Origin of the sequence: Paraburkholderia caffeinitolerans (assembly GCF_902859945.1) — a bacterium.
Classification (GTDB): domain Bacteria; phylum Pseudomonadota; class Gammaproteobacteria; order Burkholderiales; family Burkholderiaceae; genus Paraburkholderia; species Paraburkholderia caffeinitolerans.
In genome coordinates, this window is the sequence record NZ_CADIKL010000024.1 from 15,774 (window position 1) to 42,695 (window position 26,922).

Below are 26,922 nucleotides of genomic sequence, written 5' to 3' on the forward strand. Positions count from 1 at the left end.
CTCATGAAGCCATCCAGCGAAGCATTGCCCATCGCGTGTCTGCTCGGGCCCACGGCCTCGGGCAAGACGGCGGCCGCGCTCACCTATGCCGCCGCACAAGCCAGCGCGGCACACGCTCGCACCGTCGAGATCGTCAGCGTCGATTCGGCGCTCGTGTATCGCGGCATGGACATCGGCACGGCCAAGCCCAGCGCAGAAGAACGCGCGGCGGCCGCGCATCATCTGATCGACATCGTCGATCCCGCAGAGGCCTACTCGGCCGCCAACTTCCGCGCCGATGCCCTGCGCGTGGCCGGCGAGATCGTCGCGCGCGGCAACATTCCCTTGCTCGTGGGCGGCACGATGCTCTACTACAAGGCGCTCACGCAAGGGCTCAACGACCTGCCGGGCGCGGACCCCGCCGTGCGCGCGCAACTCGACGCCGAAGCCGCGCGCGATGGCTGGCCCGCGCTCCACGCGCGCCTGGCGCAAGTCGACCCTGCCACGGCCGCGCGCCTCGCGCCCAACGACTCGCAACGCATCCAGCGTGCGCTCGAAATCTTCATGCTCTCGGGCCAGCCGATGTCGGCGCTGCTCGCCGCTCCGCGCACGAACGCCACGCGCGAAGATGAAGCGGCGCGCTACTGTTTCGTGCCGATCGCGCTCGAACCGTCGGATCGCGGCGTGCTGCACAAGCGCATCGAGCAGCGCTTCGACGCCATGCTCGCCGCCGGCTTCCTCGACGAGGTAAAGGCGCTGCGCGCGCGCGGCGACCTCGATCCGAACCTGCCTTCGATGCGCTGCGTGGGCTATCGCCAGGCCTGGGAATACCTCGACGGCGCGATCGACTACGCCACGATGCGCGACAAGGGCGTGTTCGCCACGCGCCAGCTCTGCAAGCGCCAACTCACGTGGCTGCGCGCGATGCCCGAGCGCATCGTCGTCGACTGCTGCGCGGCCGATGCGACCGCGCAGGCTGTAGCCGCGATCTCGGCGGTCGCACACGCACAGGGCTGAACCCACGAGCGCGGGCGTTGCGCCTGCCCGCCCTCTTCCAGGCCCGCCGCCGCGTTTGTGCATCACAACATTGCCGCCACGCATTTTCCTCGGCGCACCCGCGCACGCGCCTGTGCGTCGTAAAGCACCCGCAGCACGCCACAAAAAACCCGCTGAAGCCGGCTTGACTTTCGCTCGGCCGAATACGATCATTCGTTCATCAATAGATCAATTGCTCGATATCACCGGGCAGCGCATGGATGCGCATCGACACACACCAAGCGCGCATGACGCTATCGGAGGAGACACAGATGGACAGCGAACGCAGCCACGCGAACGTGATCCTGCACATCGGCGCCGGGTCGTTTCATCGTGCGCATCAGGCGTGGTATCTGCATCGCGCGAATCTCGCGCGCCAGCCCGACGAGCCGACCTGGTCGCTCACCGTCGGCAACATCCGCGCCGACATGAACGCCGTCATGGACGCGCTCGCCGCGCAGCACGGCGTCTACACGCTCGAAACGGTCACGCCGCAGGGCGAGCGCGCCTACGAGACGATCCGCTCGATCACGCGCGTGCTGCCGTGGTCGGCCGACCTCGCGACGCTGATCGAGGCAGGCGCGGATCCCGCGTGCAAGATCATCGCGTTCACGGTGACCGAGGGCGGCTATTACCTCGATGAGCACGACCGCCTCGATACCGCGAATCCCGATCTCGCCGCCGACCTCAACGGCGCGCGCGGCACGATCTACGGCGCGCTGGCCGCGATTCTCGAAGCGCGCATGGCGCGCGGCGGCGATCCTGGCAAGTGCGCGGTCACGCTCCAGACCTGCGATAACCTGCGCAGCAACGGCAAGCGTTTTCACGCAGGCATGCGCGAATTCCTCGCGCTGCGCGGTGCAATGGCGCTGCGCGACTGGTTCGACGCCCACACCACCTGCCCCGATTCGATGGTCGACCGCATCACGCCGCGCCCCACGCCCGACGTGCGCGAGCGCGTGAAGGCCGCCACCGGCATCGACGACGCCTGCCCCGTGATGGGTGAGGCCTTCATCCAATGGGTGATCGAAGATCACTTCTGCGCAGGGCGTCCCGCGTGGGAGCGCGCGGGCGCGGAGATGGTCGAATCGGTGATGCCTTACGAGGAGGCCAAGATCCGCATCCTCAACGCGACGCATAGCTGCATCGCGTGGGCAGGCACGCTCGTCGGGCTCGACTACATTCACGAGGGCACCCATGACGCCGACATTCGCACGTTCGCGCGCGAGTACGTGAGCGAGGACGTGATCCCCTGCCTCACGCCGAGCCCGCTCGATCTCGCGAAATACCGCGACGTCGTGCTCGACCGCTTCAGCAATCCGTACATCCAGGACACGAATCAGCGCGTGGCCGCCGATGGATTTTCGAAGATTCCAGGCTTCATCGCGCCAACCATCGCGCAGCGCATCGCGGCCGGCGCCGTGCCAGCCGCCACCACCATCCTGCCCGCACTGTTCCTGCGCTTTCTGCAGCGCTGGAGCAAAGGCACGTTGCCGTACGCGTACCAGGACGGCGTGATGGACGGCCAGGCTGTGAAGCGCATGTTCGAGTCGCAAGACTCGAACGCCGCGCTCGCCGCGTTCAGCGCCGACAAGCTGCTCTGGGGCAGCCTCGCGGGCAGCGCGCCGCTCGCCAGCGCCCTGCGCGACGCGCTCGCGCGCGTGGATGCATGGCTCGCGCAGCGCGGATGCAGCGTCTGAGCATGCGCCGCGCCCCTGGGTCGGCGCGCATGGCGCGGCCCGGCGCGCGCGGCTAAAGTAGCCCCTCCACCCTCACGACCTGCGCGCGCGCCATATCCATGTACCTCGGCATCGACCTCGGCACCTCCGAAGTAAAAGTCCTGCTGCTCGCCCCCGACAGCCGCGTGATCGGCACCGCGGGCTCGCCGTTCACGGTCTCGCGCCCACAACCGCGCTGGGCCGAACAGGATCCCGCCGACTGGTGGGACGGCACGCGCCGTGCGCTCGCCGCGCTACGCGAGAAGCATCCGCGCGAATTTGCCGAGGTGCGCGGCATCGGCCTCTCGGGGCAGATGCACGGCGCGGTGCTGCTCGACAAGAACGACACCGTGCTGCGGCCCGCGATCCTCTGGAATGACATGCGCGCTGTCGACGAATGCGCCGAGCTCACCGCACGCGCGCCGCAACTGCATCGCGTGGCCGGCAATCTGGCGATGCCGGGCTTCACCGCGCCCAAACTGCTGTGGGTCGCGCGCCACGAGCCCGAGCACTTTCGCAGGATGGCCTGCGTGCTGCTGCCCAAGGACTGGCTGCGCCTGAAACTCACGGGCGGCAAAGTCTCCGATCCGTCCGACGCGGCGGGCACGCTGTGGCTCGACGTCGCCAGACGCGACTGGTCCGATGCGCTGCTCGACGCCTGCAACATGACGCGCGCGCAGATGCCAGCGCTCGCCGAGGGCAGCGCGCCTTCAGGCACGCTGCTGCCCGCGCTCGCGCGCGAGTTCGGCCTGCGCGAGGACGTGGTGGTCGCGGCGGGTGGCGGCGACAACGCCACGAGCGCGATCGGCATCGGCGCCGTGCAGCCCGGCGACGGCTTCGTCTCGCTCGGCACCTCGGGCGTGCTGTGCGTGATCGGCGATCGTTTCAGGCCGAATCCGGCCTCGGCCGTGCATGCGTTCTGCCATGCGATTCCCGAGCGCTGGCATCAGATGAGCGTCGTGCTCTCGGCGGCCAGTTGCCTGCGCTGGGTCTGCAAGCTCACCGGCACCGACGAGCCCACGCTGCTCGCCGAAGTCGAGCGCCTCGCGCCGCAAACGCTCGCGCAAGCGCCGCTCTTCTTGCCTTACCTCTCCGGCGAGCGCACGCCGCACAACGACCCCTATGCGCAAGGCGTGTTCTTCGGCATGACGCACGCGACCGACCGCGCGCTGCTTGGCTATGCCGTGCTCGAAGGCGTGACGCTCGCGCTCACCGACGGCCTCGACGCACTGCGCGCAGCGGGCACCGAAGTAGGCCCGCTCTCGATGCTCGGCGGCGGCGCGCGCAGCGCGTATTGGGCGCAGCTAGCAGCCGACGCGTTCGACACCCCCACGCGCCAGCACGGCGGCGGCGAAACGGGTGCGGCGCTTGGCGCGGCGCGCCTCGGCTGGCTCGCGGCGGGCGGCGCGTTCGACGAGGTGCTGGCGAAGGCCCCCGTTGCCGCCGAATACACGCCCGATGCCACGCGCCACGCCGCGCTGCGCGAGCGGCTAGAAGCGTACCGCGCGCTGTATCGGCACGTGCGCCCGCTCTTCGATCCCGCGCGAGAAAGGCTCGCCTGAGGGCGCCGAACGTTTCCAGTACACTTCGCCTCGCCCCAGACCAACCCGCTCACGCATTCGCTGCGAAGCCCGCCCCGATCACCACCGTGCCCAAGTCCACCGAAAAACTCGATCTCGCCACCCGCGCCGCCTGGCTCTACTACGTGGCCGGCAACACCCAGAACGAGATCGCCGAAAAGCTCCAGGTGTCGCGCCCGGTGGCACAGCGCCTCGTGGCGTTCGCGGTCGAGAAGAATCTGATTCGCGTGCGCGTCGATCATCGGCTGGCCGACTGCCTCGCGCTCGCGGACCAGCTCTCGAAACGCTACGGCCTGGCCATGTGCGAAGTGGTGCCCGTGGACGGCGACACGCAAGAAGCCATCGACCGCAAGCTCGCAGTGGCCGGTGCACAGGTCATGGAGCGCTATCTGGGCGAGGAGCGGCCAATGGTCGTGGCGGTGAGCAGCGGGCGCACGCTCAAGGCCGCCGTCGATCAGATCGCGCAGCTCGAACGGCCGCAGCATCGCCTCGTCTCGATGGTGGGTGCGATTGCGCAGGACGGCTCCTCGAACCGCTACGACGTGGCGCTGCATATCTCCGAGAAAACCGGCGGCAAGCATTTTCTGCTGCCCGCGCCGCTCATCGCCGACAACGAGGCCGAGCGCGCACAATGGTGCAATCACCGGCTCTACCGCATCGTCGAGTCACTGTCGGGCGAGGCCGATGTGGCGTTCGTCGGCATCGGCAATATCGGCGAGCATTGCCCGCTGCATGAAGACGGCTTCCTCACTACCGACGAAGTCCACGAGTTGATGCGTCTGGGGGCGATTGCGGAGATGCTCGGCCTGCCGATCGATGCGAACGGCCAGCGCGTGGATTCGCCCACGGGACGGCGCGTGACGAGCCTGCGCCTGGATGCGCCGCCGAAGCGCCCCACCATCGGCTTCGCGGGCGGCGCGCGCAAGCGCGACGCGGTCATCGCAGCGCTCAAGGGCGGCTGGCTCTCGGGGCTCGTGACGGATGAGGAATGTGCGCGGGCGGCGTTGGGGGATAGGGGCTGAGCGTCGCCGGGTTCGGGTTTCCGGGCGCCTGCGGTTGCGTGCCGCGCACAACGCCCCTTCGAGAGCGATCCGGCGCATGTAGGCGCATATCTCTCTCGGACCTCAATTCGATCACCCCCTATATATTGATGTCAAACAATACGTCTTGCGCTGTGGGCGGCTACGCTGCGGTGACCCTCGGCCCGGACTTGCGACGGCCGGAGCCTTCGGTTATCCCGCGGATTTAAACATGGAGAAAAATGGCAATCCCCGCATAGTTAGGGTTCAAAGATGACAGCAATACGAACGATAATTTAACGGAAAGCAAAATGCCGTGGACATACCATCAAGCGAGCGGCAGGCTCGAGCGCAACGGAACAGTGGTTATAGGTGGATACTCAGGTATCGGAGCCGGCAAGAACAATCCAACCATGCAGGCAACGCCAAATGTCGGGCCGATTCCACGAGGGGAATACCGAATAGGAGCGCCGTTCACCCATGCGCACTCCGGTGTCTATACCATGCGTTTAACACCGATCAACGGCACTATCACCTTTGGTCGCGACGGTTTCATGATTCATGGTGACAACGTCGCGCATCCAGGCCTGGCATCGAATGGTTGCGTTATTGAACGAATGGCGGTTCGTAGCCAAATTTGGAGCAGCGGCGATCACATTCTCAAGGTTGTCCAGTGATGCGAAAACTACTCGTGCTTTTATCGATGACGCCAGCAATGTGTTTCGCGAAATTGCCAGCCGGGTTACCTTGTGCCAGTTGGCCCACCAATGTGGCCGAGGTGAAATTGCAGAATGCTGGTGTTTTCAAGATCACCCAGCTGGACGAATCGAAAACAAAAGCGGTCCCGATCGCAATTCAAAGTATCGGAAAAGACCTGTATCGACAAGTTTTCGACATCACGCTTTACGCGCACTCTGGCGAAAAATTCCACGTTGTAACAGTCAACAACGCCTCCTCAACGGAGTGCTCAATGAGCGACGTGGATATCTATGTGGTTTCCCAGAAATTCGATGCGCAAGTTCCTTGATTTGTGCTGAATCCAAATACTGGCGGCTGACCCAAGCGAAAAAAAGCCCGCTCGAAAGCGGGCATATAAGGCCTTGATTCAGGCCCCCTCTGCGACAATCATCGCGGCGCCGCCTCGCTCCCGAAACGGCGCCTCTATCTCAAGCCGCCATCTGCTGCGCGAAGCGGCGCTCGAACGCAATGCCGTCGGCATCGAACAGATGGCAATGATCGGGCGACGCGCCCAGCTTCATCGCCTCGCCGCGTTCGTGCTGCTCAAGCGGCGGAATGCGCGCGATCAGGCCATCCGGAGCAACGGGCGACTCCGCGTAAAGGTACGCTGCGTCGCCGAGGGACTCCACCGTATTGGCCTTCGCGCTCACGCCGTATTCGCCCGTGGCGACATGCATATGCTCGGGGCGGATGCCCACTGTCACCTTGTTGCCTTCGCGCGCGCCTGATGCCGTATTCGGCTCCACCGCCACCTTCTGCGTCTCGCCCGTTTCGTAGCGCACCACAACGCCGTCGCTCGCGACCTGCTGCACGACGCCATCGAGAAAGTTCATCTTCGGCGAGCCGATGAAACCGGCCACGAACCGGTTCACCGGCGCGTGGTAGAGACGGTTCGGACTCCCTACTTGTTCCACATTGCCTGCCGAAAGCACCACGATCTTGTCCGCCAGCGTCATCGCCTCGACCTGGTCATGCGTCACGTAGATCATTGTTGTTTTCAGCTCGTCGTGCAGGCGCGCGAACTCCAGCCGCATCTTCACGCGCAGCGCCGCGTCGAGGTTCGAGAGCGGCTCGTCGAACAGGAACACCTTGGGCTTGCGCGTGATCGCACGCCCGATCGCCACGCGCTGGCGCTGACCGCCGGAAAGCTGCTTGGGCTTGCGGTCGAGCAGATGGTCGATGTGAAGTATCTTCGCGGCGTTCCTCACCGCCGCGTCGATCTCGTCCTTCTTCGTGCCCGCGAGCTTGAGCCCGAACGCCATGTTGTCGTAAAGCGTCATGTGCGGATAGAGCGCGTACGACTGAAATACCATCGCGATGCCGCGCTTGGCCGGCGGCACGTCGTTCATGCGTGCGCCGTCGATCATAAGGTCGCCGCCGCTGATGTCCTCGAGTCCCGCGATCATCCGCATGAGCGTGGTCTTGCCGCAGCCGCTCGGGCCCACGAACACGACGAACTCGCCGTCCGCAATATCGAGGTTCACGTCGCGCAGCACTTCGGTTTCGTCGTAGCGCTTGAGCACGTCTCTCAGGGTCACGCTTGCCATGATGTCTGTCTCCGTTCAATCACGAATCAATTCGCTGTGCAGTTTGCTGCGAAGTTGGCGAAAAGCCGCGCTCATTGCGCGCGAGCCTCCGCCTTCTGTATCCAGTCCGCCACGAGCGCGGGCAGCGCGCGCATGTCGTCGAAAATCTCCTGTGCGCCTACTTCGCGCAATTCGAGCGCGTGCGCGTCGCCGCCCACATGCGCGCCGCCCACGAAGCCCAGCACCGTCATGCCCGCCGCGCGCGCCGCGCTCACACCCGCCACGCTGTCTTCCACCACGAGGCATCCATCGGGCGCCACGCCCAGCCCCTGCGCCGCCGCGAGATAAACGTCCGGCGCGGGCTTCGGCCTTGCCACCATATCGGCGCAATAGATGCGCTCGTTAAAAAAGCGCGCGAGGCCGTTGCGCTCCAGCACGCGGCGCACTACCGCCGCGTAGCTGTTGCTCGCGCAGGCCTTGGTGAGCGTGACGGCCTCCAGTGCCGCGCTCACGCCGGGAAAGAGCGGCGCTTCGGCGGCCTCGGTTTCCGCCACGGCGCGAATCGCGTCGACGTCCTCGGGTGTCAGCCGCCGGCCGAGCGCCTCGCTTGCGCCGCCGAGCACGCGCTCGATGCGCTGCCCGAGCAGCGGCATCAGCACGGGCGCCACCGCAGCGCCTGGCCAGCGCGCTTCGAGCTCGCGCACCAGCACGCGCGCGGCCACGGCTTCACTGTCGATCAGCACGCCGTCGCAGTCGCAGATCAGGGCCTGAATGGGCATGAGTCGAGTCCTTGGGTTGCCTGTTTGCAATGGCTTACTTGACCGCGCCAAACGTAAGGCCGCGCACGAGCTGCTTCTGCGAGAGCCAGCCGACGATCAGCACCGGCGCGACCGCCAACAGCGAAGCCGCTGAGAGTTTCGCCCAGAACAAGCCCTCGGGGCTCGAATACGAGGCGATGAACACGGTAAGCGGCGCCGCGTTCGAGCTCGACAGATTGATACTCCAGAATGCTTCGTTCCACGAAAGAATGATCAGCAGCAGCGCGGTGGACGCGAGCCCCGGCACCGACATCGGCATGAGTAGATAAACGATCTCCTGCCAGGTGGCCGCGCCATCCATACGCCCGGCCTCGAGAATATCCTTGGGAATCTCGTTGAAGTACGTGTAGGCCATCCACACCGCGATCGGCAAATTGATGAGCGTGTAGACGATCACGAGCCCGCTCACCGTATCGAGCAGCCCGGTGTTTTTCCACAGCAGGTAGATCGGCACGAGCACACCCACCGAGGGCATCATCTTGGTGGACAGCATCCACAGCAGAATCCCCTGCGTGCGCCGGTTCGGGAAGAACGCCATCGCGTAGGCGGCCGGTACCGCGAAAATCAGGCAGACGACCGTCACGCCCGCTGAGATCAGCACCGAATTCCACGCGAACGCGAAGTAGTTGCTGCGCGCGAAGACCTCGCGGAAGCTGTCGAGCGTCGGCATGAAGAACAGCGACGGAACATAGGCCTGCTGCTCGGTCTTGAACGCCGTGATCGTCATCCAGAAGATCGGGAAGAACAGCGCGAGCGCGATGATCCATGCGAGCAGGCCCGGCACTACGCGTCCGATGAACTGGAGCGGTGAAGAACGCTTGACGGCATGCGGCGACTCATTTGACGACTTCGGCGCATGAACGGGTGAAGCAGTGACTTGGCTCATTTTTCGTACTCCCCTTTGAGGTTGCGCGCAAGCATGCGCACGAGGAAGAACGACACGATGTTCGCGAGCACGACGGCGAGAATGCCGCCCGCGGACGCAATGCCCACGTCGAACTGTTGCAGGCCCATCGAGTAGATCAGGTAGGTGAGATTGGTGGTCGCGTTGCCGGGGCCGCCGCTCGTGGTCGTGTAGATCTCCGCGAAGATCGAGAGCAAGAAGATGCTTTCCATCATCACCACCACGGCAATCGCGCGGCGCAGGTGCGGCAACGTGATGTAGAAGAACATCGCAATGGCGCCTGCGCCGTCGATGCGCGCGGCCTCCTTCTGCTCCTGGTCGAGCGACTGGATCGCCGTGAAGAGAATGAGGAACGCGAACGGCAACCATTGCCACGCCACGATCATGATGACCGCGGTGAGCGGATAGTCAGCGAACCAGTCGATTGGCGTCATGCCCAGCGCGCGCATCGCGATGGCCACGAGGCCGTACACCGGATGCAGGATCATGTTCTTCCAGATCAACGCGGAAACCGTCGGCATCACGAAAAACGGCGCGATCGCGAACAGGCGCGCCACGCCTTGCCCCACGAACTTGCGGTCGAACAGCACCGCCATCAGCACGCCGCCGACCACGGTGATCACGAGCACTGAAACGATGAGTTCGACCGTGTGGAAGATCGACGGCCAGAACGACGGATCGGTGACGAGGAAGGTGTAGTTGTCGAGGCCTGCAAAGCCCTTGAGATCGGGATTGAGCAGGTTGTAGCGCGTGAACGAATACCATATCGTCATCGCAAGCGGAATTGTCATCCACAGCAGCAGGACGGCGACGGAAGGCGAAACCAGCCAGCGCGACGCCGAGCGGCGCGTCTCTACGCGCTGCGGCTGGGGTACGCGCGCTCGATTGAACATGGGCATGGGAAGATGGAGATGACGCATGAGGACCACCCTTCTCTGTTGTGCGGCGGCTCAGGGCACGCCGCCGTATTGGCTTCGCGAAGGACGCTTCAAGCCGTGCGGCCCGGCGCGCCCTTCGCTTCTACCGCGCAGCGCCTAATGGCGGCGCTTACTTCTGATAGCCGGCCTGCTTCACGGCGCGGTCGGCGGCGGCATTGCCGGCGGCGAGCGCCTGATCGACACTCATCTGGCCCGCCACGGCGCCAGCGATGCTTTGTCCCACGACCGTGCCGAACGACTGAAACTCAGGAATCCCGACGAACTGGACACCCGTGTACGGTACCGGCTTGGCGCTCGGGTGAGTCGGGTCGGCGCTCTGGATCGCCTTCAGCACGAAGTCCGAAAACGGCGCGGCCTGCTTGTACTCGGGGCGCTGATAGGTCGAGACGCGCGTGCCCGACGGCACCGAGGCCCAGCCCTCGTCCTTCGCCACCATCTCGATGTATTGCTTCGAGGTGGACCACTCGATGAACTTCTTCGCGGCGTCCTGCGATTTCGACGATTTCGGCACCGCCAGCGCCCACGACCACAGCCAGTGCGAGCCGTTGGGCGTGACCTCGGTCGGCGCAGCCGCGAAGCCGATCTTGTCGGCCACCTGCGACTGCTGCTTGTTGTAGAGGATCCCCGCCGCAACCGTGGCGTCGATCCACATCGCGCACTTGCCCGACGACATCAGCGTGAGGTTCTCGTTGAAACCGTTCGAGCTCGCTCCCGGCGGGCCGTCCTTCTTCAGCAGATCGACGTAGAAGCTGACTGCCTTCTTCCACTCGGGCGAGGTCAGTTGCGCGTGCCATTTTTCGTCGAACCAGCGGCCGCCGAAGGTGTTCACCACCGTGGTCACATAAGCCATGTTCTCGCCCCAGCCGGCCTTGCCGCGCAAGCAAATGCCATAGGTGCCCTTGGACGGGTCGTTCAGCTTGTCGGCGAAGGTCTTGATCTGGTCGTAGGTCGGCTGCTCGGGCATCGTCAGGCCCTTCGCCGCGAACAGGTCCTTGCGGTAGTACGTCATCGAGCTTTCGACGTAGAACGGCAGCGCGTACAGCGTGCCGTTATACGAGAGACCGTCGCGCGCCGTCTTCACGACATCGTTGAGATCGTAGTCGGCGGGCAGGTTCGTCATGGGCGCGAGCCAGCCGCGCTTGCCCCATTGCGGCGCTTCATAGGTGCCGATCATCATCACGTCGAACTGGCCGCTATTGGTCGTGATGTCGGTCGTGGCTCGCTGGCGCAGCACGTTTTCCTCGAGGATCACCCAGTTCAGCTTGATGCCCGGATTGGCCTTCTCGAAGGCCGGCGAGAGCTTCTTCAACTCGAGCATGTCCGGGTTGTTCAACATCGCAATCGTGACGGTCTGTGCGTGCGCTGCGCCCGCTGCGGCAACGAGGGCGAGCGCGCTCGTCGCTCGCGCGAGGCGCCTGGCGGCGCTCCGTATGGCTGGTTTCATGGCGTTGTCTCCTTCCTTGTTGGCTGCGTGATGTTCGAAACCGCGTATCGTGCTGCATGGGTTGAAGCCGCCGGAACACACCGGAGCCGCTTTCAGCTCATCCAGTTTCCGCCGTCCACATTAAGCGTCTGGGCGGTGATGTAATCGGCGTCGGCCGAGGCGAGGAAAAGCGCGGCACCCGTGAGATCGCCGGGCACGCCCATGCGGCCGAGCGGCACTTCTTCGCCCACGAGCCGCTTCTTCTCGCCCAGCGGCCGGTGCTCGTAACGCGCGAAGAGGGCGTCCACCTGGTCCCACATCGGCGTGTCGACCACGCCCGGCGCAATGCCGTTCACGTTGATCTTGTGCGGCGCCAGCGCGAGCGCCGCCGACTGCGTGTAACTCAGCACTGCCGCCTTGGTTGCACAGTAGTGCGAAACGAGTGCTTCACCGCGTCGGCCCGCTTGCGACGACATATTGATGATCTTGCCGCCCTGCCCTTGCTCGACCATGCGGCGCGCCACTGCCTGCATCAGAAAGAACATGCCCTTCACGTTCACAGCGAAGAGGCGATCGTAAATGTCCCAGGATTCGTCGAGCAGCGGGCGCATATCGAATAGCGCCGCATTGTTGAAGAGGATGTCGATGCGGCCAAAGCGCTCGAGCGTGCCCGCGACAATGCACTCGATGTCCTCGCGACGCGTGACGTCCGCGGAAAGAGCCAGCATCCGTTCGGGAAATTCAGCTACCAGCGCGGGCGCGATGGCATCGGCAGGCTTCACGTCGACTAGCACGCAGCGCGCGCCTTCGTCCAGATAGCGCCGCGCGACCGCCTCGCCAATGCCGCTCGCCGCGCCGGTGAGCACGGCCACCTTGTCCTGCAAACGTCCTGCCGCCGGGTGCGCGGAATGTGCCACAGGGTTGTCTCCATTTGCGTCCGTCGAGCGGTCATGCGAACTATCGCCCGACAACTGATCATTTGCTCTGTTTGTGATCGAATGATCGGCGACGGACGCGTGCATGTCAAGGCAGACATACGCGATTCGCGTCAGATTTCGATGGTGCGGCGCGCAACGGGCTGCTCGGTGGCGTGAGCGCATTTGGCGCGCCTGCTCGATGGGACAAGGAGTCGGTGAATGACTGGCTAGCTGTCTCGCCAACCAATGTGATATGTTATATCATCGCGTCTTAACGGAAATTTGCATCTTCCGGGCGCGCCGCGATTTCGCTCGAACACCACTCAAGCCACGTTCTCACGCCTCGTTCAAGGAATAGGACCATGTCCGCTATCACCTCCGCAGCCCGCATCAGCACGCGCATCGGGCACGCCGTGCGGCGGCCCGGCCGGCTCGCCCAAGCCGCCGCCGCGCTCAAGCGCGGCGTCGTGCCGGCCGTGGCGGCATGCCTCGCGCTCGGCGCGCTGCTCGGGTCCAGCGCGGCCGCCCACGCGGCGGACGCCCCGGGCGCCGCGCTGCCCGTCGTGGCGGCGGAGAACTTCTACGGCGACGTCGTCAAGCAGATCGGCGGTGCATACGTGAACGTGACGAGCATCCTGAGCAACCCCGACCAGGATCCGCACCTCTTCGAGGCGAGCCCGAAGACCGCGCGCGCACTGCAGCACGCGCGTCTCGTGGTCTACAACGGCGCCGACTACGATCCCTGGATGACCAAACTGCTCGCCGCCGCATCCAGCAGTAGCAGCAGCCAGCGCGCAATCGTCGTGGCGGCGGATCTGGTCGGCAAGAAGGCCGGCGACAATCCGCATCTCTGGTATGACCCGCGCACGATGCCCGCCGTCGCGCGCGCCGTGAGCGCCGCACTCGGCGCGGCGGATCCGGCGCACAAGAGCGTGTACGATGCCAACCTTGCGGCTTTTCTCAGCTCGCTCAAGCCCATCGACGACAAGGTCGCCGCGCTGCGCGCGCAGTACAAGGGCCAGCCGGTGACGGCAACCGAGCCGGTGTTTGGCTACATGTCGGACGCCATCGGCCTCGACATGCGCAACCTGCGCTTCCAAATGGCGACGATGAACGACACCGAGGCCAGCGCATCGGATATCGCCGCCTTCGAACGCGATCTGCGCGAGCGCCGCGTGCGCGTGCTGATCTACAACAGCCAGGCGACGGAAGCGCTCACGCGGCGCATGCTGGGCATCGCGCAGCAATCGAAAGTGCCGGCGCTGAGCGTGACCGAAACGCAGCCCGCCGGCGTGAACTTCCAGCAATGGATGCTCGGGCAGCTCGACGCGCTGGCGAAGGCTCTCGCGCAAAAGTAAAGCCATCGCCACGCGGCCGTGACACAGCGGCCGCAATACAGTGGCGATGCACAAGCCACGACGTACAAGCCATACTGGCAGCGATCCCCATAACGCAATCGACAGCAGGGAACAGAAGCGATGACCGAGACCGCGCCCTCCCCCCACGTACACGCGTCGGCACACGCAGCGCCCGCCGCCGGGCATCACGCTCACCACGGACACCGTGCGGCGCAGCCGGTGCTCACGCTTGCGGGCGTGACGCTCACGCTCGGCGAGCGCACGATCCTGCGCGACGCCAATTTCGCGGTGAACCAGGGCGAATTCATCGGCGTGCTGGGACCGAACGGCGCGGGCAAGACCACGATGATGCGGGCGATTCTCGGCCTCGTGCCCGCCGCGCATGGCGCGATTCGCGTGCTCGGCGAACCCGTCGCGCGCGGTAATCCGAAGATCGGTTACATGCCGCAGACGCGCACCGCGCTGGCCAGCCGCCGCGTGCGCGGGCGCGATTTCGTGGCAATGGCCGCCGATGGTCACCGCTGGGGCCTGCCGCGCGCCGACGCGGCCACGCGCGCCGACGTCGCGCGCGTGCTCGAGCTGGTGGGCGCCGAGAAACTCGCCGACCGACCGCTCTCCGAGCTGTCCGGCGGCGAACGCCAGCGCCTGCTGCTCGCGCAATGCCTGCTCGGCGACCCGAAGCTGCTGCTGCTCGACGAGCCGCTCATCAGCCTCGACCCGCATCACCAGCGCGGCGTGGTTGAACTGGTGCGCCGTGTGCAGCGCGAACTCGGCATCGCGGTGCTGTTCTCGGCCCACGAACTCAACCCGCTCCTGAACTCGCTCGACCGCGTGCTCTATCTCGGCAACGGCGTGGCGGCGCTCGGCAGCGTGGACGAAGTGATCACCGCGCCCGTGCTCTCGCGGCTCTACGGCTCGCCCATCGAAGTCATGCGCATGAAGGGCCGCATCTTCGTGATGTCGGGCGACGTCGAGGTCGAGAAACACGACCACGAGCATGAGCACGACCACGACCACGCGCACGACCATGGCCATCACGGTCACGACAGCAACGACAACAACGCCCACGGCCATACCCACGATGCTTGAATACGATTTCATGGTGAACGCCTTCGCGGCGTCGGGCATTGTCGCGGTGCTCGCGGGCATCGTCGGCTACTTTCTGGTGATGCGCGGACAGACCTTCGCGGGCCATGCGCTCTCGCACGTCGGCTTCACCGGCGCCACGGGCGCAGTGCTGCTCGGCATCTCGCCGATCTGGGGCATGGTGGGTTTCACGCTCGCCGCGGGCGTGTCGATGGGCGCGCTCGGCGAAAAGCTCGCGGGCCGCGACGTGGCCATCGGCGTGGTCCTGTCGCTTGCGCTCGGCTTCGGCCTGCTGTTCTTGCACTACTTCACTTCGTTCGCGACTCAGGTCACGGCGCTGCTGTTCGGCAACGTGCTCGGCGTGGGCCGCGACACGCTCGGCGTGCTCGCAGCGCTGGCCGTGGCGAGCCTCGCCGCGCTCGCGGCCATCATGCGGCCGCTGCTGTTCGCCTCGCTGCAGCCGGAGCTGGCCGAGGCCAAGGGCGTTTCGCTGCGGCTCGTCTCGGTGCTGTTCCTCGCCATCGCGGCGCTGGCCGTAGCCGCGTGCACGCAGATCGTGGGCGTGCTGCTCGTCTTCACGCTGATGGTGGGGCCAGCCGCCGCCGCGCAGAATCTCACCACGCGTCTTTCAGCGGGCCTCGCGCTCGCCGCGCTGCTCGCGCTCGCGCAGGCGTGGATCGGCGTGACGCTCGCCTACTACACCGACTGGCCGACGAGTTTCTGGATCACCGCGCTCGCGGCGCTCGTCTACGGCGCGAGCCTGATCGGCCGGCGCTGAGCACTTTCGGCGCACGCATGCGAAAACGGCGTTGCTCCGCGCGGGGCAACGCCGTTTCGCTTTCCGGGTAACAGAGTCGTCGACGAACGCGACGCGCGCGTTACTTCAAGAGCACCCGCGCGTGATGCGCCAGATGGTCCTCGATAAAGCTCTGGATGAAGAAGTAGCCGTGATCGTAGCCTTCGTGACGGCGCAGCGTGAGCGGCTGCCCCGCTGCCTTGCACGCGGCTTCGAACACATCCGGGTTCAACTGGGTCGGCAAGAACGCGTCGGCCATGCCCTGATCGACGAGGATGCCGGCTTCGAACTTGTGTGCGGCCTTGCCCACCAGTTCGCTCGCGTCGTACTGCTTCCAGGCCTCGCGATCGTCGCCCAGATAGCCGGAGAACGCCTTCTCGCCCCACGGGCAGCGCGTAGGCGCCGCGATCGGCGCGAACGCCGACACCGAGCGATAGATATCCGGATTGCGCAGCGCGAGCATCAACGCGCCATGCCCGCCCATCGAATGACCGAAGACGCCGAGCCGCGCGCCGTCCACGGGCAGGTTTGCCGTCACGGCCTCGCGCAGTTCGTCGCGCACATACGAGTACATGCGCCAGTGCTTCGACCATGGCTCGCGCGTGGCGTCGACGTAGAAGCCCGCACCCACGCCGAAGTCCCAGGCCTCGGCTTCGCCGGGCGCGTTCGCGCCGCGCGGGCTGGTGTCGGGTGCGATCAGCGCGATGCCGTGCTGCGCGGCGAAGCGCTGCGCGCCCGCCTTGATCGGGAAAGTCTCTTCAGTGCAGGTCAGCCCTGCCAGATAAAACAGCCCCGGCACCTTGCGCTCGCGCGCCTGCGGCGGCAGGTACACCGAAAAGCGCATCGGCAGGCCGATCGTTTTCGAATCGTGTTTATAGATGCGCTGCACGCCACCATAACAAGCGTGCTCTTCAATCTGCTCCAGCATCTCTAGCCCTCGCTATTGGGAATGGACAACCGGGCGAATCGATTCGCCCTACTTCATCAGGTCGATGCCGATCTTACCTTTCCTGGGTCATTCGGCACGAGGGGAACCGCGCGGCTTGTCAGGGCATCGGCGCAAACCATGTGCGCACGCGGCCATACAGATCGATGAAACGCGCGTAGCGCTGCGCGAGCGCGGCGTCGGCGCGCGGCTGCGCCACGCATGTTGCAGCAGGCGCAAGCGCCGCGAGTTCGTCCATACGCCAATGTCCGCAGGCGACGCCGCCCAGCAGCGCCGCACCGCGCGCGGCGGCATTCGGACAATCGATCGCGTCGAGACGCGCGCCCAGCACGTCTGCGAGCAATTGTCGCCAGCGCGCGTCGACGGAGCCGCCGCCCGCGAGCTTGAGCACGGTAGTCGGCGCCTGCGGCGCGCTTTCGACATCGATGGCGCAGGCCGCGTTGTTCGCGTTGTTCGCGTTGTTCGCGTTGAGCGCACCCGGCGCGCCGCGCAACGCGTCCAGCCCCGAGCGCAACGCAAACGCCACACCTTCGAACGCGGCGCGCATGAGTACGCCGCGCGTATCGCCGAGGCCCGCGCCAAGCCAGCCGCCGCGCGCCTCGGGATCGAGCCACGGCGAGCGCTCGCCGCTCAGGTACGGCAGGAACGCGAGTGTCTGCGAGGGCGGCGCGGCGAAGGCCTCTGCATAAGCCTCGGCCCACTCGCAGGACAGCCAGCCGCGCGCCGCTTCGAGCGCCACGCCCACGTTCTGCATCGCGGCCATCGCATACCAGCCGCCGCTCGCCGACCGATAGCGATGCAGACCGCGCCTGGCAGGCGGCTCGACGCTAGAGGTAACGACGATCTGGCCGCCTGTGCCGGTGGTCAGCAATGCATCGCCGTCTTCGTGCAGGCCGCTGCCGAGCGCCGCGCACGGCGTGTCGCCGGCGCCTGTTGCAAGCACGATGCCCGCAGGCAGGCCGAGGGCGCGCGCGGCGTCCGCGCACAGCGTGCCGCTAGCCGCCGACGATGGCGCGAGCGGCGCAAACCAGCGCGGCGGCAAACCAAGCCGCTCGATCAGCGCGAAGTCCCACGCGCCGTCAGGCGCGGCAAGCGCGGTCGCGCAGGCATCGGACGGATCGGCCACGAAGGCCTCGGCCGCCGCATCCGCAGAACCCGCGAGCCGCACGCGCAGCCAGTCCTTCGGCTGCAAGGCCCAGCGCGTGGCGTCGGCCGTCGCGCGCTCGTGCAGCGTCAGCCAATAGAGCAGCGGTCCCGCCATGCCGGGGGCGACCGGATTCGACTGAGGTTTCTCTACGTTATCGAGCAACGTGCCGGGCCACGCGTCGAGTAATGCGCGCGCCCGCGTGTCGGGCCATAGCATGGCGCAACGCAGCGCACGGCCCGCCGCATCGGTCGGCACGACCCCATGCATCTGACCGGAGAAGCCGATCGCGCGCACCCTCGCGCGCTCAGCCTCCGGCAGCCGCTCGCACGCCAGCACGAGCGCACCCCACCAGCGCTCGACGTCGATCTCCGCCCAACCGGCCTGCGGCGTCTCCAGCGCGTAGGCGACGCTGGCCGCGGCAAGCTCGGCCCCAGCTTCATCGACGATGGCGACCTTGAGCGAACCGGTGCCGAGGTCGATACCGAGAAAGCGCGACTGCATTGCATTCATGCGAAATGGCCGGGAAACATAATCAAGATTGTGGCGCGCCGCTCATCGAACAAGACAAGCCGCGGCAGCGGCGAAAGACGATAAAAAGGTGCATGGTGACAGCGCGAAATTCACGCTCGGAGACCGGGTCGCGCACGACGCTGGAGAGGACAAATCGGTGGTCTCGCGGAGGGTCCCGCGGGCACCTCGAAATGATCCATTTCGCATGCATTCGCGGGTTAACCCGGGGAGCTTTTGCAGCATGCGAAATGTGTCACATGCTGAAAGCGAAATATAGATCATAAAGGCATGGACATATATTTAAGGGGCCGACCGACATCTGTTTCCTCTCGACATCGCCCCTTCATGTGCGACCGCGTGAACCCCGCACTCACTACGCCGGGGCGACGCAATACCAAATAACGCCTGAAATCCCCCGAAAACCGCGCTTAATGCTGCGTCAGAACGTCGCATGTGTGCTCATACGACGCGCCGCAGCATCGCCGCACAGGCTTGCACCGGCTTCCATATAGCTTGATCGCACCCTGATATAACGATCCGCGCGCTCCACGCGCATATCGCCCCCGGAAAGCACGGAATAGTCCCCAGTGGTCTTGCTGCTTCTTTTCGTCGCGAATACCTTGGAGGCCATATTTTGAAACGATAGACGGAGAGAGACGACATGCAATCCCAGGGTACTCAAAGCCAGGCTCGCAGCCAGGTTCACCCGGTAGACGAACGCTTGCCGTTCGGCCAGCTTCTCACGCTCGGAATCCAGCACGTTCTCGTAATGTATGCAGGTGCAGTGGCGGTGCCGCTCATCGTTGGCGGCGCAGTCGGACTGCCGAAAGATCAAGTGGCGTTCCTCATCAGCGCCGACTTGTTTGCCTGCGGTATCGCAACACTGATCCAGACGCTCGGCCTCTGGATCTTCGGTATTCGCCTGCCCGTCATCATGGGTTGTACGTTTGCCTCGGTCGGCCCGATGATCGCCATCGGCACGAATCCGTCGCTGGGCATTCTCGACATCTTCGGCTCGACTATTGCCGCGGGTGCGATAGGCATTGTGATTTCACCCATGATCGGCAAGCTGCTGCGATTCTTCCCGCCAGTCGTGGTGGGCACGGTGATCGCGGTGATCGGCCTCTCGCTCATGGAAGTGGGCATCAACTGGGCAGCAGGCGGCGTGGGCAACCCGAACTACGGTGACCCGGTCTACCTCGGCCTGTCGCTCCTCGTGCTGATGCTGATTCTCCTGATCAACAAGTTCGGCCGCGGCTTCATCGCCAACATCTCGGTGCTGCTCGGCATCGTGGCGGGCTTCGCGATCGCGATGTCGCTTGGCCGCGTGAACCTCGACGGTGTGGCGCACGCACAGTGGATGGGCTTCGTGATGCCGTTCCACTTCGGCCTGCCGAAGTTCCACATCCTGCCGATCGCAACGATGGTGATCGTGATGTTCGTGACCTTCATCGAATCGACGGGCATGTTCCTCGCCGTGGGCGACATGGTGGATCGTCCGGTCGACCAGGCAACGCTGGTGCGCGGTCTGCGCGTCGACGGTCTGGGCACGCTGATCGGCGGTATCTTCAACTCGTTCCCGCACACCTCGTTCTCGCAGAACGTCGGCCTCATCGGCGTGACGGGCGTGAAGAGCCGCTTTGTGTGTGCAACGGGTGGCGTGATTCTGGTGGCGCTCGGTCTGTTCCCGAAGATGGCGCAGGTGGTTGCTTCTGTGCCCCCGTTCGTGCTGGGCGGCGCAGGCCTCGTGATGTTCGGCATGGTGGCTGCGAACGGCATCAAGGTGCTCTCGAAGGTCGACTTCGTGAAGAACCACCACAACCTGTTCATCGTCGCTGTGAGCGTGGGCTTCGGTCTCGTGCCGGTAGTCTCGCCGAAGTTCTTCTCGCAACTGCCGCCGGCGCTCTCGCCGCTGCTGCATAGCGGTATTCTGCTCGCCTCGGTTTCGGCAGTGATCCTGAACCTGATTTTCAACGGCGCAAAGAGCGAAGCAGCTGCAGAACACGATATCCACCAAGTCGGCCACGACTTCGACGGCACCCAGTCGGAGGAAGAGCAAGGCTCGGAAGCAGGTCAAGGCATGCCGCGCACGGCAGCACACTGAGTCGACGCGAGAGGCGCCCCGGCCGGGTGATAGACACGCGTGCCGGGGCCTTTTGCTGGTTTGGCGTCATGGGAAACCATGACGCCTTTTTTGTTTTGGGCGGCGTTATTGCCCGATACGCGGGGCAGCGGCCGAACGGTATGGGGGCTACCCCTCACCCTACCGCCCGACCGCGTGCACGGCCTCACGGCCGCCCCAAAGACATCCCGAACGCGCTCGAAAAAAAAGCCACGGTCTCCCGTGGCTTTTGTCGTTTGAACCGCGCTAAACCGCGTTGAACGCGGTCCGTGTTCGCGTTGCTCAGCCCGCCGTTGCTGCCGGAGCCGAGGCCGCCACCGGCGCGCTGGCCGCACCGTAATCGACCGGCGCATCGGCCGGACGCGGCGTCTCGCCCGCGTGCTCGATCCAGCCGCCACCCAGCGCGCGATACAGATCGACGAGGTTGGTCTCCCGTGCGAGCCGTGCAGAGACAAGCGCACGCTGCGCCGAGTACAGGCTGGTCTGCGCGGCCAGCACCGGCAGATAGCTGTCCACGCCGTTCTTGTAGCGCAGCTCCGAAAGGTCGAGCCCGCGCTGGTTCGCGAAGGTGCTGCGCTGAAGCGCCTGGATCTGCTGATCATAGGTGCCGCGTGCAGCGAGACCATCGGCCACTTCGCGGAACGCCGACTGGATCGCCTTCTCGTAGTTGGCGATCTCGATGCGCTTCTGGACATGCGCGAGATCGAGGTTCGCCATGTTCGCGCCACCTTCGAAGATCGGCATCGTGATCTGCGGCGCGAAACTCCATGCCGCCGTGCCCGCCTTGAAGAGCCCGCCTAGCGAAAGGCTTTCGGTGCCGAACGCCGCCGTGAGCGAAACCTTCGGGAAGAACGCCGCACGCGCCGCACCGATATTGGCGTTAGCCGCCAGCAAGTTCTGCTCGGCCTCCATGATGTCCGGGCGCCGCGTGAGCAGGTCGGACGGCAGGCCTTCCGGAATGTCGGCCAGCAAGTTCTGGTTGTCGAGCGGCAGGCCTTGCGGCAGATCAGCCGGCAGCGGCTCGCCGATCAGCAGCACGAGCGCATTCTCGTCCTGCGCGCGAGCGCGCATTTGCGCCTGCAGGTCGGCCTGCGCGTTCTCCACCACGGTCTGCGCCTGGCGCACGTCGAGCTCGGTGCCGGTGCCTGTGTCGAACTGCGCCTTCGTGATGTTGTACGAATCCTGCGCCGTTTTCAGCGTGTCCTGCGTGACCTTCAGCAGATCGTCGTCGGAGAGCATCGTCAGGTACTGGTCGGCGACCTGCGAGACGAGCGAGATCTCCGCCGCCTTGCGCGCCTGCGCCGTCGACAGATACTGCGCCAACGCCTGATCCTTCAGACTGCGGATGCGCCCCCAGAAGTCGATTTCCCACGACGCCTGCAAGCCCACGTTGTAGACGCTAGACGGGTTCGGCTGCTGCGGCGAGGACAGCAGCGCGTTAGGCACGCGCGAGCGGTTCTCAGAGGCTACGCCGTCGATGGCGGGGAACAGCGCGGAGCGCGTGATCTGATACTGCGCGCGCGCCGCCTCGACGTTGAGCACCGAGACGCGCAGGTCGCGGTTGTTCTTCAGCGCGATCTCGACCAACTGCTGCAGGCGCGGATCGACGAAGAAGTCGCGCCAGCCGATGTCGGTGGCCACAACGCCGTTGGCGCTGCGGCCCGGTTGGCCGCTGTCGCCGGTCGCGCCGGGCTGCGTCGCGTAGACGCCGCCTTGCGGGAAGTCCTGCGACACCGGCGCGTCCGGCCGCTGATAGTGCGGCTCCATCGTGCAACCCGCCAGGACGATTGTGGCCACTGCGGCGGCCACCGCAATTACGGATAGTTTTTGCATCTCAATGTCCTTCCTTGCCCTGGCCGTTGCCGTTGCCACCACCATTCGCGCCGCCATTGCCGCCGTTACCACCATTGCCGCCGTTCTCGTCGTCATGGTCGTGCGCGTGGTGCTCTTCGTAGTGTGCAAGCGCCGTGTCGGCGTCTTCCTTCTCGCCGGCGAACTTCGCGCGGATCACCACGAAGAACATCGGGATCATGAAGATCGCGAGGAACGTCGCGGTGACCATCCCGCCGATCACGCCCGTGCCAATCGCGTGCTGCGATGCCGAGCCCGCGCCGTTACTGATCGCGAGCGGCAGCACGCCGAGAATGAACGCCATCGACGTCATCAGAATCGGCCGCAGACGCAGTCGCGAAGCTTCGAGCGCCGCCTCGATCGGTCCTATCTTCCCTTCGGCCTGCAGGTCCCGCGCGAACTCCACGATCAGAATCGCGTTCTTCGCGGATAGACCCACGGTGGTCAACAGACCCACCTGGAAGAACACGTCGTTTTCGAGGCCGCGCAGCGTCACCGCGAGCAGCGCGCCGAGCACGCCGAGCGGCACCACCATGATGACCGCGAACGGAATCGACCAGCTCTCGTAGAGCGCCGCGAGACACAGGAACACGACGAGGATCGAGATGCCGTAGAGGATCGGCGCCTGCGAACCCGACTGGATTTCCTGGAACGACAGGCCCGTCCACTCGTAGCCGATGCCCGCGGGCAGCTTCGCCGCGATTCTCTCCATGGCCGTCATGGCCTGGCCCGTCGACTTGCCCGGACCCGCCTGGCCCTGGATTTCCATCGACGAGATGCCGTTATAGCGCTCGAGCTTGGGCGACCCATAGGTCCAGTGGCCGGACGCGAACGCGCTGAACGGCACCATCCCGCCCGAGCCGTTGCGCACGTACCAGATGTTCATGTCGTTCGGCGTCATGCGGAACGGCGCGTCGGACTGCACGTACACCTTCTTGATACGACCGTCCGTATCGAGGAAGTTGTTCACGTACTGCGACGCCCACGCGATCGAGAACGTCTGGTCGATCGCAGCCGAGGTCACGCCAAGCGCGTTCGCCTTCTCGCGGTCGATGTCCACCTTGTACTGCGCCGTATCGTTCAGGCCGTTCGGACGCACGGCCGAGAGCGACGGATCCTTCGCGGCCATGCCAAGCAGCATGTTGCGCGCTTCCATCAGCTTCTCGTGGCCGAGGCCGCCCCGGTCCTGCAGTTCGAAGTCGAAGCCCGAGGCCGTGCCCAGTTCAGGAATCGAAGGCGGATTCACCGGGAACACCATCGCGTCCTTGTAGCCCGCGTAGTGCATGAACATGCGGCGCACCAGCGCCTGGACCTTCTGGTCCGCGTGCTGACGCTCCTTGTAGTCCTTCATCCTCACGAACGCGAGGCCCGAGTTCTGGCCGCGGCCCGCGAAGCTGAAGCCGTTCACCGTGAACACCGACTCGACGATGCTGCCTTCATCCTTGAGCAGGTAGTCCGTAATGTTGGCGAGCGTACGCGCCGTGGTTTCCTGGGTCGAGCCCGAGGGCGTCTGCACGATCACGAACATCGTGCCCTGGTCTTCATCGGGCAGGAACGACTTCGGCAGGCGCACGAACAACAGCCCGACCGCGACGATCAGCGCGAGATAGATGATGAGCCAGCGGCCCGAGCGCTTGATGACGTGATGCACGCCGCTGTGATACTTGTCGCGGCTCGTCTCGAAAGTGCGGTTGAACCAGCCGAAGAAACCCTTCTTCTCTTCGTGGTGGCCCTTCGGGATCGGCTTGAGAATGGTCGCGCACAGCGCCGGCGTAAGAATCAGCGCTACGAGCACGGACAGCACCATCGCCGCCACGATCGTGAGCGAGAACTGCCGGTAGATGGCGCCCACCGAGCCGCCCGAGAACGCCACCGGCACGAACACCGCGGAGAGCACGAGCGCCACGCCGACGAGTGCGCCGGTGATCTGGCCCATCGCCTTGCGGGTGGCTTCCTTCGGCCCCAGCCCCTCTTCCACCATCACCCGCTCGACGTTCTCCACCACCACGATCGCGTCGTCCACCAGCAGGCCGATGGCAAGCACGAGGCCGAACATCGAGAGCGTATTGATGGAGAAGCCCACCATTCCCATGATCGCGAACGTGCCCAGCAGCACCACCGGCACCGCGATCGTCGGAATCAACGTCGCGCGCAGGTTCTGCAGGAACAGGTACATCACGAGGAACACCAGCACGATGCCTTCGAGCAGTGTCTTGATCACTTCCTCGATCGACAGACGCACGAACGGCGTGGTGTCGTACGGGTACTGCACGACGAGGCCATGCGGGAAGTACTTCGAGAGGCTGTCGATCTTCTGGCGCACGAGCTTCGCGGTCTGCAGCGCGTTGGCGCCCGTCGCGAGCTGAATGCCGAGACCGGCCGTCGGCGCGCCGCTGTACTTCGTGTCGAAGTTGTAGTTCTCGCCGCCCAGACCGATGCGCGCGACGTCCTTCAGGCGCACCTGCGAGCCGTCCTGGTTCACTTTCAGCAGGATATTGCCGAACTCCTCGGGCGTGCGCAGCAGCGTCGATTCCGTGATGGTGGCCTGGAACGACTGCCCCGCCACCGACGGCGTGCCGCCTAGCTGACCGCCCGCGATCTGCACGTTCTGCGCGGTGATCGCCGCGGAAACATCGGATGGCGTGAGGTTGTAGTTCGTGAGCTTGTTCGGATCGAGCCAGATGCGCATCGCGTACTGCGAGCCGAACAGCGTGACCGTACCCACGCCGTCGATACGGCTGATCGGGTCCTTCACGTTCGACGCCACGTAGTTCGCGAGATCGTACTTGCTCATGCTGCCGTCTTCGGACACGAACGCGAGCACGAGCAGGAAGCTGCTGCTCGACTTCGTGACGCTGATGCCGAGCTGCTGCACCACCTGCGGCAGCACCGGCGTGGCGAGCTGCAGCTTGTTCTGCACCTGCACCTGCGCGATGTCCGGGTTGGTGCCCGCAGCGAAGGTCAGCGTGATGGTGGCCGTGCCCGAGTCATCGGAAGTCGACGAAAGATACAGCAAGTGGTCGAGACCGCTCATCTGCTGCTCGATCACCTGGGTGACCGTGTCTTCCACCGTCTTCGCCGATGCGCCCGGATAGTTCGCGCTGATCTGGATGGACGGCGGCGCGATAGTCGGATACTGCGCAACCGGCAGCGTAAACACCGACGCCACACCCGCCAGCATCAGGATGATGGCGATCACCCACGCAAAAATCGGGCGATCAATAAAGAACTTTGCCATGAAGCAGGCTCCCTGTTATTGCGCAGCGGAGGCGGCGGGTGCGGATGCAGCGTGAGCCGCCGATGCGGCGCTCGCGCCCGAGAGACCCGCAGCCGTCGCCTCGTCCGCCGAAGGCGCGCCTGGCGGCGGCGGCGGCGGCAGATGCGCGTCGACCGCCTTCACGGTTGCGCCCGGGCGGACCTTTTCGGTGCCCTGCACGATCACGCGGTCGCCCGCATTCAGGCCGCTTTCGACGACCCAGTCCTGACCCTGCGTACCCGACGTGACGATGATGTGCGGCACGACCTTGTTGTCCTTGTCGACGAGCAGCACGGTGGCCTGGCCCTTCTGGTCGTGCTGCACGCCCACCTGCGGCACGAGGAACGCGTTCTCGTTGGTGCCTTCGTCGATGCGCGCGCGCACGAACATGCCGGGCAGCAGCACGCGGTCGGGGTTCGGGAACAGCGCGCGGATCGTGACCGAGCCGGTGGTCTGGTCGACCGTGACGTCGGTGAACTGGAGCTTGCCCTGCTGCGAATAGGTACGGCCGTCTTCGAGCACGAGCGAGACCTTGGCCGCGTCCGGGCCATTGGTCTTCAGGCGCCCCGCTTCGACGGCGCGGCGCAGCTTCAGGCCGTCAAGGCTCGACTGCGTGAGGTCCACGTACACCGGGTCCATTTGCTGCACGGTGGACATCAGCGTCGCCTGGCTCGCCTGCACGTAGGCGCCCGGCGTGACCTGCGAGATGCCGACCTTGCCGGTGATCGGCGAGACCACGTCGGTGTAGCCGAGGTTGATCTGCGCGGTGTCGACTGCGGCTTTGCCCGAATCGACGTCGGCTTGCGCCTGGCCTTGCGCGGCTACGGCGTTGTCGTAGTCCTGCTTGCTGACCGCGTTGGCCGCGACGAGCACCTTGTAGCGCGCGACGAGTGCGTTCTGCGTGACGAGATTCGCCTTCGCCTTCGCGAGCGCGGCCTTGGCATTATTGAGGGCGGCGATGTACGGCGCCGGATCGATCTTGTACAGGCGCTGGCCCGCCTTCACGACCGAACCCTCGGTGAATTCGCGGCGCAGCACGATACCGTCGACCCGCGCGCGCACCTGCGCGACGAGGAAGGCGTTAGTGCGGCCCGGCAGTTCGGTCACGACCGGAACGGACGTAGGCTGGACGGCGACCACGCCGACTTCGGGGGTTTGCGGCGGCGGCGCGGAATTTTTTTGCCCGCACGCTGCGAGCACTACGGCAGCCGTCGCGAAGGTGATTAGGCGGAATGGAACCCGTTCGACGCGCATG

At 65.4% G+C, this 26,922-nt stretch carries 22 protein-coding genes; 10 read left to right on the plus strand and 12 right to left on the minus strand.

Features of this window, described 5'->3' with window-relative positions; all coding sequences use genetic code 11:
* Positions 1-3 precede the first annotated feature (3 nt).
* From miaA to HV773_RS21965, 6 genes are all read left to right on the plus strand, one after another.
* On the plus strand, positions 4-996 hold the full coding sequence (gene miaA / locus HV773_RS21940) for a tRNA (adenosine(37)-N6)-dimethylallyltransferase MiaA (RefSeq protein ID WP_129562723.1): 993 nt from the start codon (positions 4-6) through the stop codon (positions 994-996).
* Between the two features lie 290 nt (positions 997-1,286).
* Positions 1,287-2,714 carry a D-arabinitol 4-dehydrogenase gene (dalD, locus tag HV773_RS21945; RefSeq protein WP_129562724.1) on the plus strand — a complete coding sequence of 476 codons (1,428 nt, stop codon included), beginning with the start codon at positions 1,287-1,289 and terminating at the stop codon, positions 2,712-2,714.
* 98 nt (positions 2,715-2,812) lie between these two features.
* Entirely contained in the window at positions 2,813-4,294 is a 1,482-nt protein-coding gene (gene xylB / locus HV773_RS21950; RefSeq protein ID WP_129562725.1) for a xylulokinase, read from the plus strand.
* A gap of 86 nt (positions 4,295-4,380) precedes the next feature.
* A complete protein-coding gene (locus HV773_RS21955; protein ID WP_129562726.1) occupies positions 4,381-5,334 on the plus strand; it encodes a sugar-binding transcriptional regulator in 954 nt (317 codons plus the stop codon).
* 308 nt (positions 5,335-5,642) lie between these two features.
* Positions 5,643-6,008: a tlde1 domain-containing protein gene (locus HV773_RS21960; protein ID WP_129562727.1), complete on the plus strand. Its 366-nt coding sequence runs from the start codon at positions 5,643-5,645 to the stop codon at positions 6,006-6,008.
* Positions 6,008-6,358 (plus strand): hypothetical protein, encoded by a 351-nt coding sequence (locus tag HV773_RS21965; protein ID WP_129562728.1) that lies wholly within the window; start codon positions 6,008-6,010, stop codon positions 6,356-6,358. Before HV773_RS21960 ends, HV773_RS21965 begins: the two co-directional genes overlap by 1 nt.
* 139 nt (positions 6,359-6,497) lie before the next feature.
* On the opposite strand, the gene HV773_RS21970 is transcribed toward HV773_RS21965, so the two are convergent.
* From HV773_RS21970 to HV773_RS21995, 6 genes are all read right to left on the minus strand, one after another.
* Positions 6,498-7,616, minus strand: a complete 1,119-nt coding sequence (locus tag HV773_RS21970; protein WP_129562729.1) for an ABC transporter ATP-binding protein — start codon at positions 7,614-7,616, stop codon at positions 6,498-6,500.
* A gap of 71 nt (positions 7,617-7,687) precedes the next feature.
* Entirely contained in the window at positions 7,688-8,374 is a 687-nt protein-coding gene (locus HV773_RS21975) for an HAD family hydrolase (RefSeq protein ID WP_129562730.1), read from the minus strand.
* Positions 8,375-8,408: 34 nt separating this feature from the next.
* On the minus strand, positions 8,409-9,299 hold the full coding sequence (locus HV773_RS21980; RefSeq protein WP_227875319.1) for a carbohydrate ABC transporter permease: 891 nt from the start codon (positions 9,297-9,299) through the stop codon (positions 8,409-8,411).
* Positions 9,296-10,210, minus strand: coding sequence for a carbohydrate ABC transporter permease (locus HV773_RS21985; protein ID WP_227875417.1), 915 nt, complete (start codon positions 10,208-10,210; stop codon positions 9,296-9,298). Before HV773_RS21985 ends, HV773_RS21980 begins: the two co-directional genes overlap by 4 nt.
* 154 nt (positions 10,211-10,364) lie before the next feature.
* A complete protein-coding gene (locus tag HV773_RS21990) occupies positions 10,365-11,699 on the minus strand; it encodes an ABC transporter substrate-binding protein (protein WP_129562732.1) in 1,335 nt (444 codons plus the stop codon).
* A gap of 92 nt (positions 11,700-11,791) precedes the next feature.
* Entirely contained in the window at positions 11,792-12,595 is an 804-nt protein-coding gene (locus HV773_RS21995) for an L-iditol 2-dehydrogenase (RefSeq protein ID WP_129562733.1), read from the minus strand.
* Between the two features lie 362 nt (positions 12,596-12,957).
* On the opposite strand from HV773_RS21995, the gene HV773_RS22000 reads away from it, so the two are divergent.
* From HV773_RS22000 to HV773_RS22010, 3 genes are all read left to right on the plus strand, one after another.
* Positions 12,958-13,953 carry a metal ABC transporter solute-binding protein gene (locus HV773_RS22000; protein WP_129562734.1) on the plus strand — a complete coding sequence of 332 codons (996 nt, stop codon included), beginning with the start codon at positions 12,958-12,960 and terminating at the stop codon, positions 13,951-13,953.
* A gap of 120 nt (positions 13,954-14,073) precedes the next feature.
* Positions 14,074-15,042 carry an ABC transporter ATP-binding protein gene (locus tag HV773_RS22005; RefSeq protein ID WP_129562735.1) on the plus strand — a complete coding sequence of 323 codons (969 nt, stop codon included), beginning with the start codon at positions 14,074-14,076 and terminating at the stop codon, positions 15,040-15,042.
* Positions 15,035-15,817 carry a metal ABC transporter permease gene (locus HV773_RS22010; protein WP_129563389.1) on the plus strand — a complete coding sequence of 261 codons (783 nt, stop codon included), beginning with the start codon at positions 15,035-15,037 and terminating at the stop codon, positions 15,815-15,817. Before HV773_RS22005 ends, HV773_RS22010 begins: the two co-directional genes overlap by 8 nt.
* 100 nt (positions 15,818-15,917) lie before the next feature.
* On the opposite strand, the gene fghA is transcribed toward HV773_RS22010, so the two are convergent.
* The 3 genes from fghA to HV773_RS22025 form a co-directional block, all read right to left on the minus strand.
* On the minus strand, positions 15,918-16,763 hold the full coding sequence (gene fghA, locus HV773_RS22015) for an S-formylglutathione hydrolase (protein WP_129562736.1): 846 nt from the start codon (positions 16,761-16,763) through the stop codon (positions 15,918-15,920).
* Positions 16,764-16,881: 118 nt separating this feature from the next.
* Positions 16,882-18,438 carry a xylulokinase gene (locus tag HV773_RS22020; RefSeq protein ID WP_227875320.1) on the minus strand — a complete coding sequence of 519 codons (1,557 nt, stop codon included), beginning with the start codon at positions 18,436-18,438 and terminating at the stop codon, positions 16,882-16,884.
* Positions 18,439-18,877: 439 nt separating this feature from the next.
* Positions 18,878-19,198, minus strand: a complete 321-nt coding sequence (locus HV773_RS22025) for a hypothetical protein (protein WP_162497799.1) — start codon at positions 19,196-19,198, stop codon at positions 18,878-18,880.
* Here HV773_RS22025 and HV773_RS22030 point away from each other — a divergent pair.
* Positions 19,100-20,542: a nucleobase:cation symporter-2 family protein gene (locus HV773_RS22030; protein ID WP_129562737.1), complete on the plus strand. Its 1,443-nt coding sequence runs from the start codon at positions 19,100-19,102 to the stop codon at positions 20,540-20,542. The two genes, HV773_RS22025 and HV773_RS22030, sit on opposite strands and share 99 nt — an antisense overlap.
* Before the next feature lie 300 nt (positions 20,543-20,842).
* On the opposite strand, the gene HV773_RS22035 is transcribed toward HV773_RS22030, so the two are convergent.
* Genes HV773_RS22035 through HV773_RS22045 form a run of 3 tightly spaced genes read right to left on the minus strand, consistent with a single transcriptional unit; the run spans position 20,843 to position 26,921 of the window.
* Positions 20,843-22,393, minus strand: coding sequence for an efflux transporter outer membrane subunit (locus HV773_RS22035; RefSeq protein ID WP_129562738.1), 1,551 nt, complete (start codon positions 22,391-22,393; stop codon positions 20,843-20,845).
* A 1-nt stretch (position 22,394) separates the two neighbouring features.
* Positions 22,395-25,649, minus strand: a complete 3,255-nt coding sequence (locus tag HV773_RS22040) for an efflux RND transporter permease subunit (RefSeq protein WP_129562739.1) — start codon at positions 25,647-25,649, stop codon at positions 22,395-22,397.
* 15 nt (positions 25,650-25,664) lie between these two features.
* Positions 25,665-26,921 carry an efflux RND transporter periplasmic adaptor subunit gene (locus HV773_RS22045; protein ID WP_129562740.1) on the minus strand — a complete coding sequence of 419 codons (1,257 nt, stop codon included), beginning with the start codon at positions 26,919-26,921 and terminating at the stop codon, positions 25,665-25,667.
* Between the last annotated feature and the right edge of the window lies 1 nt (position 26,922).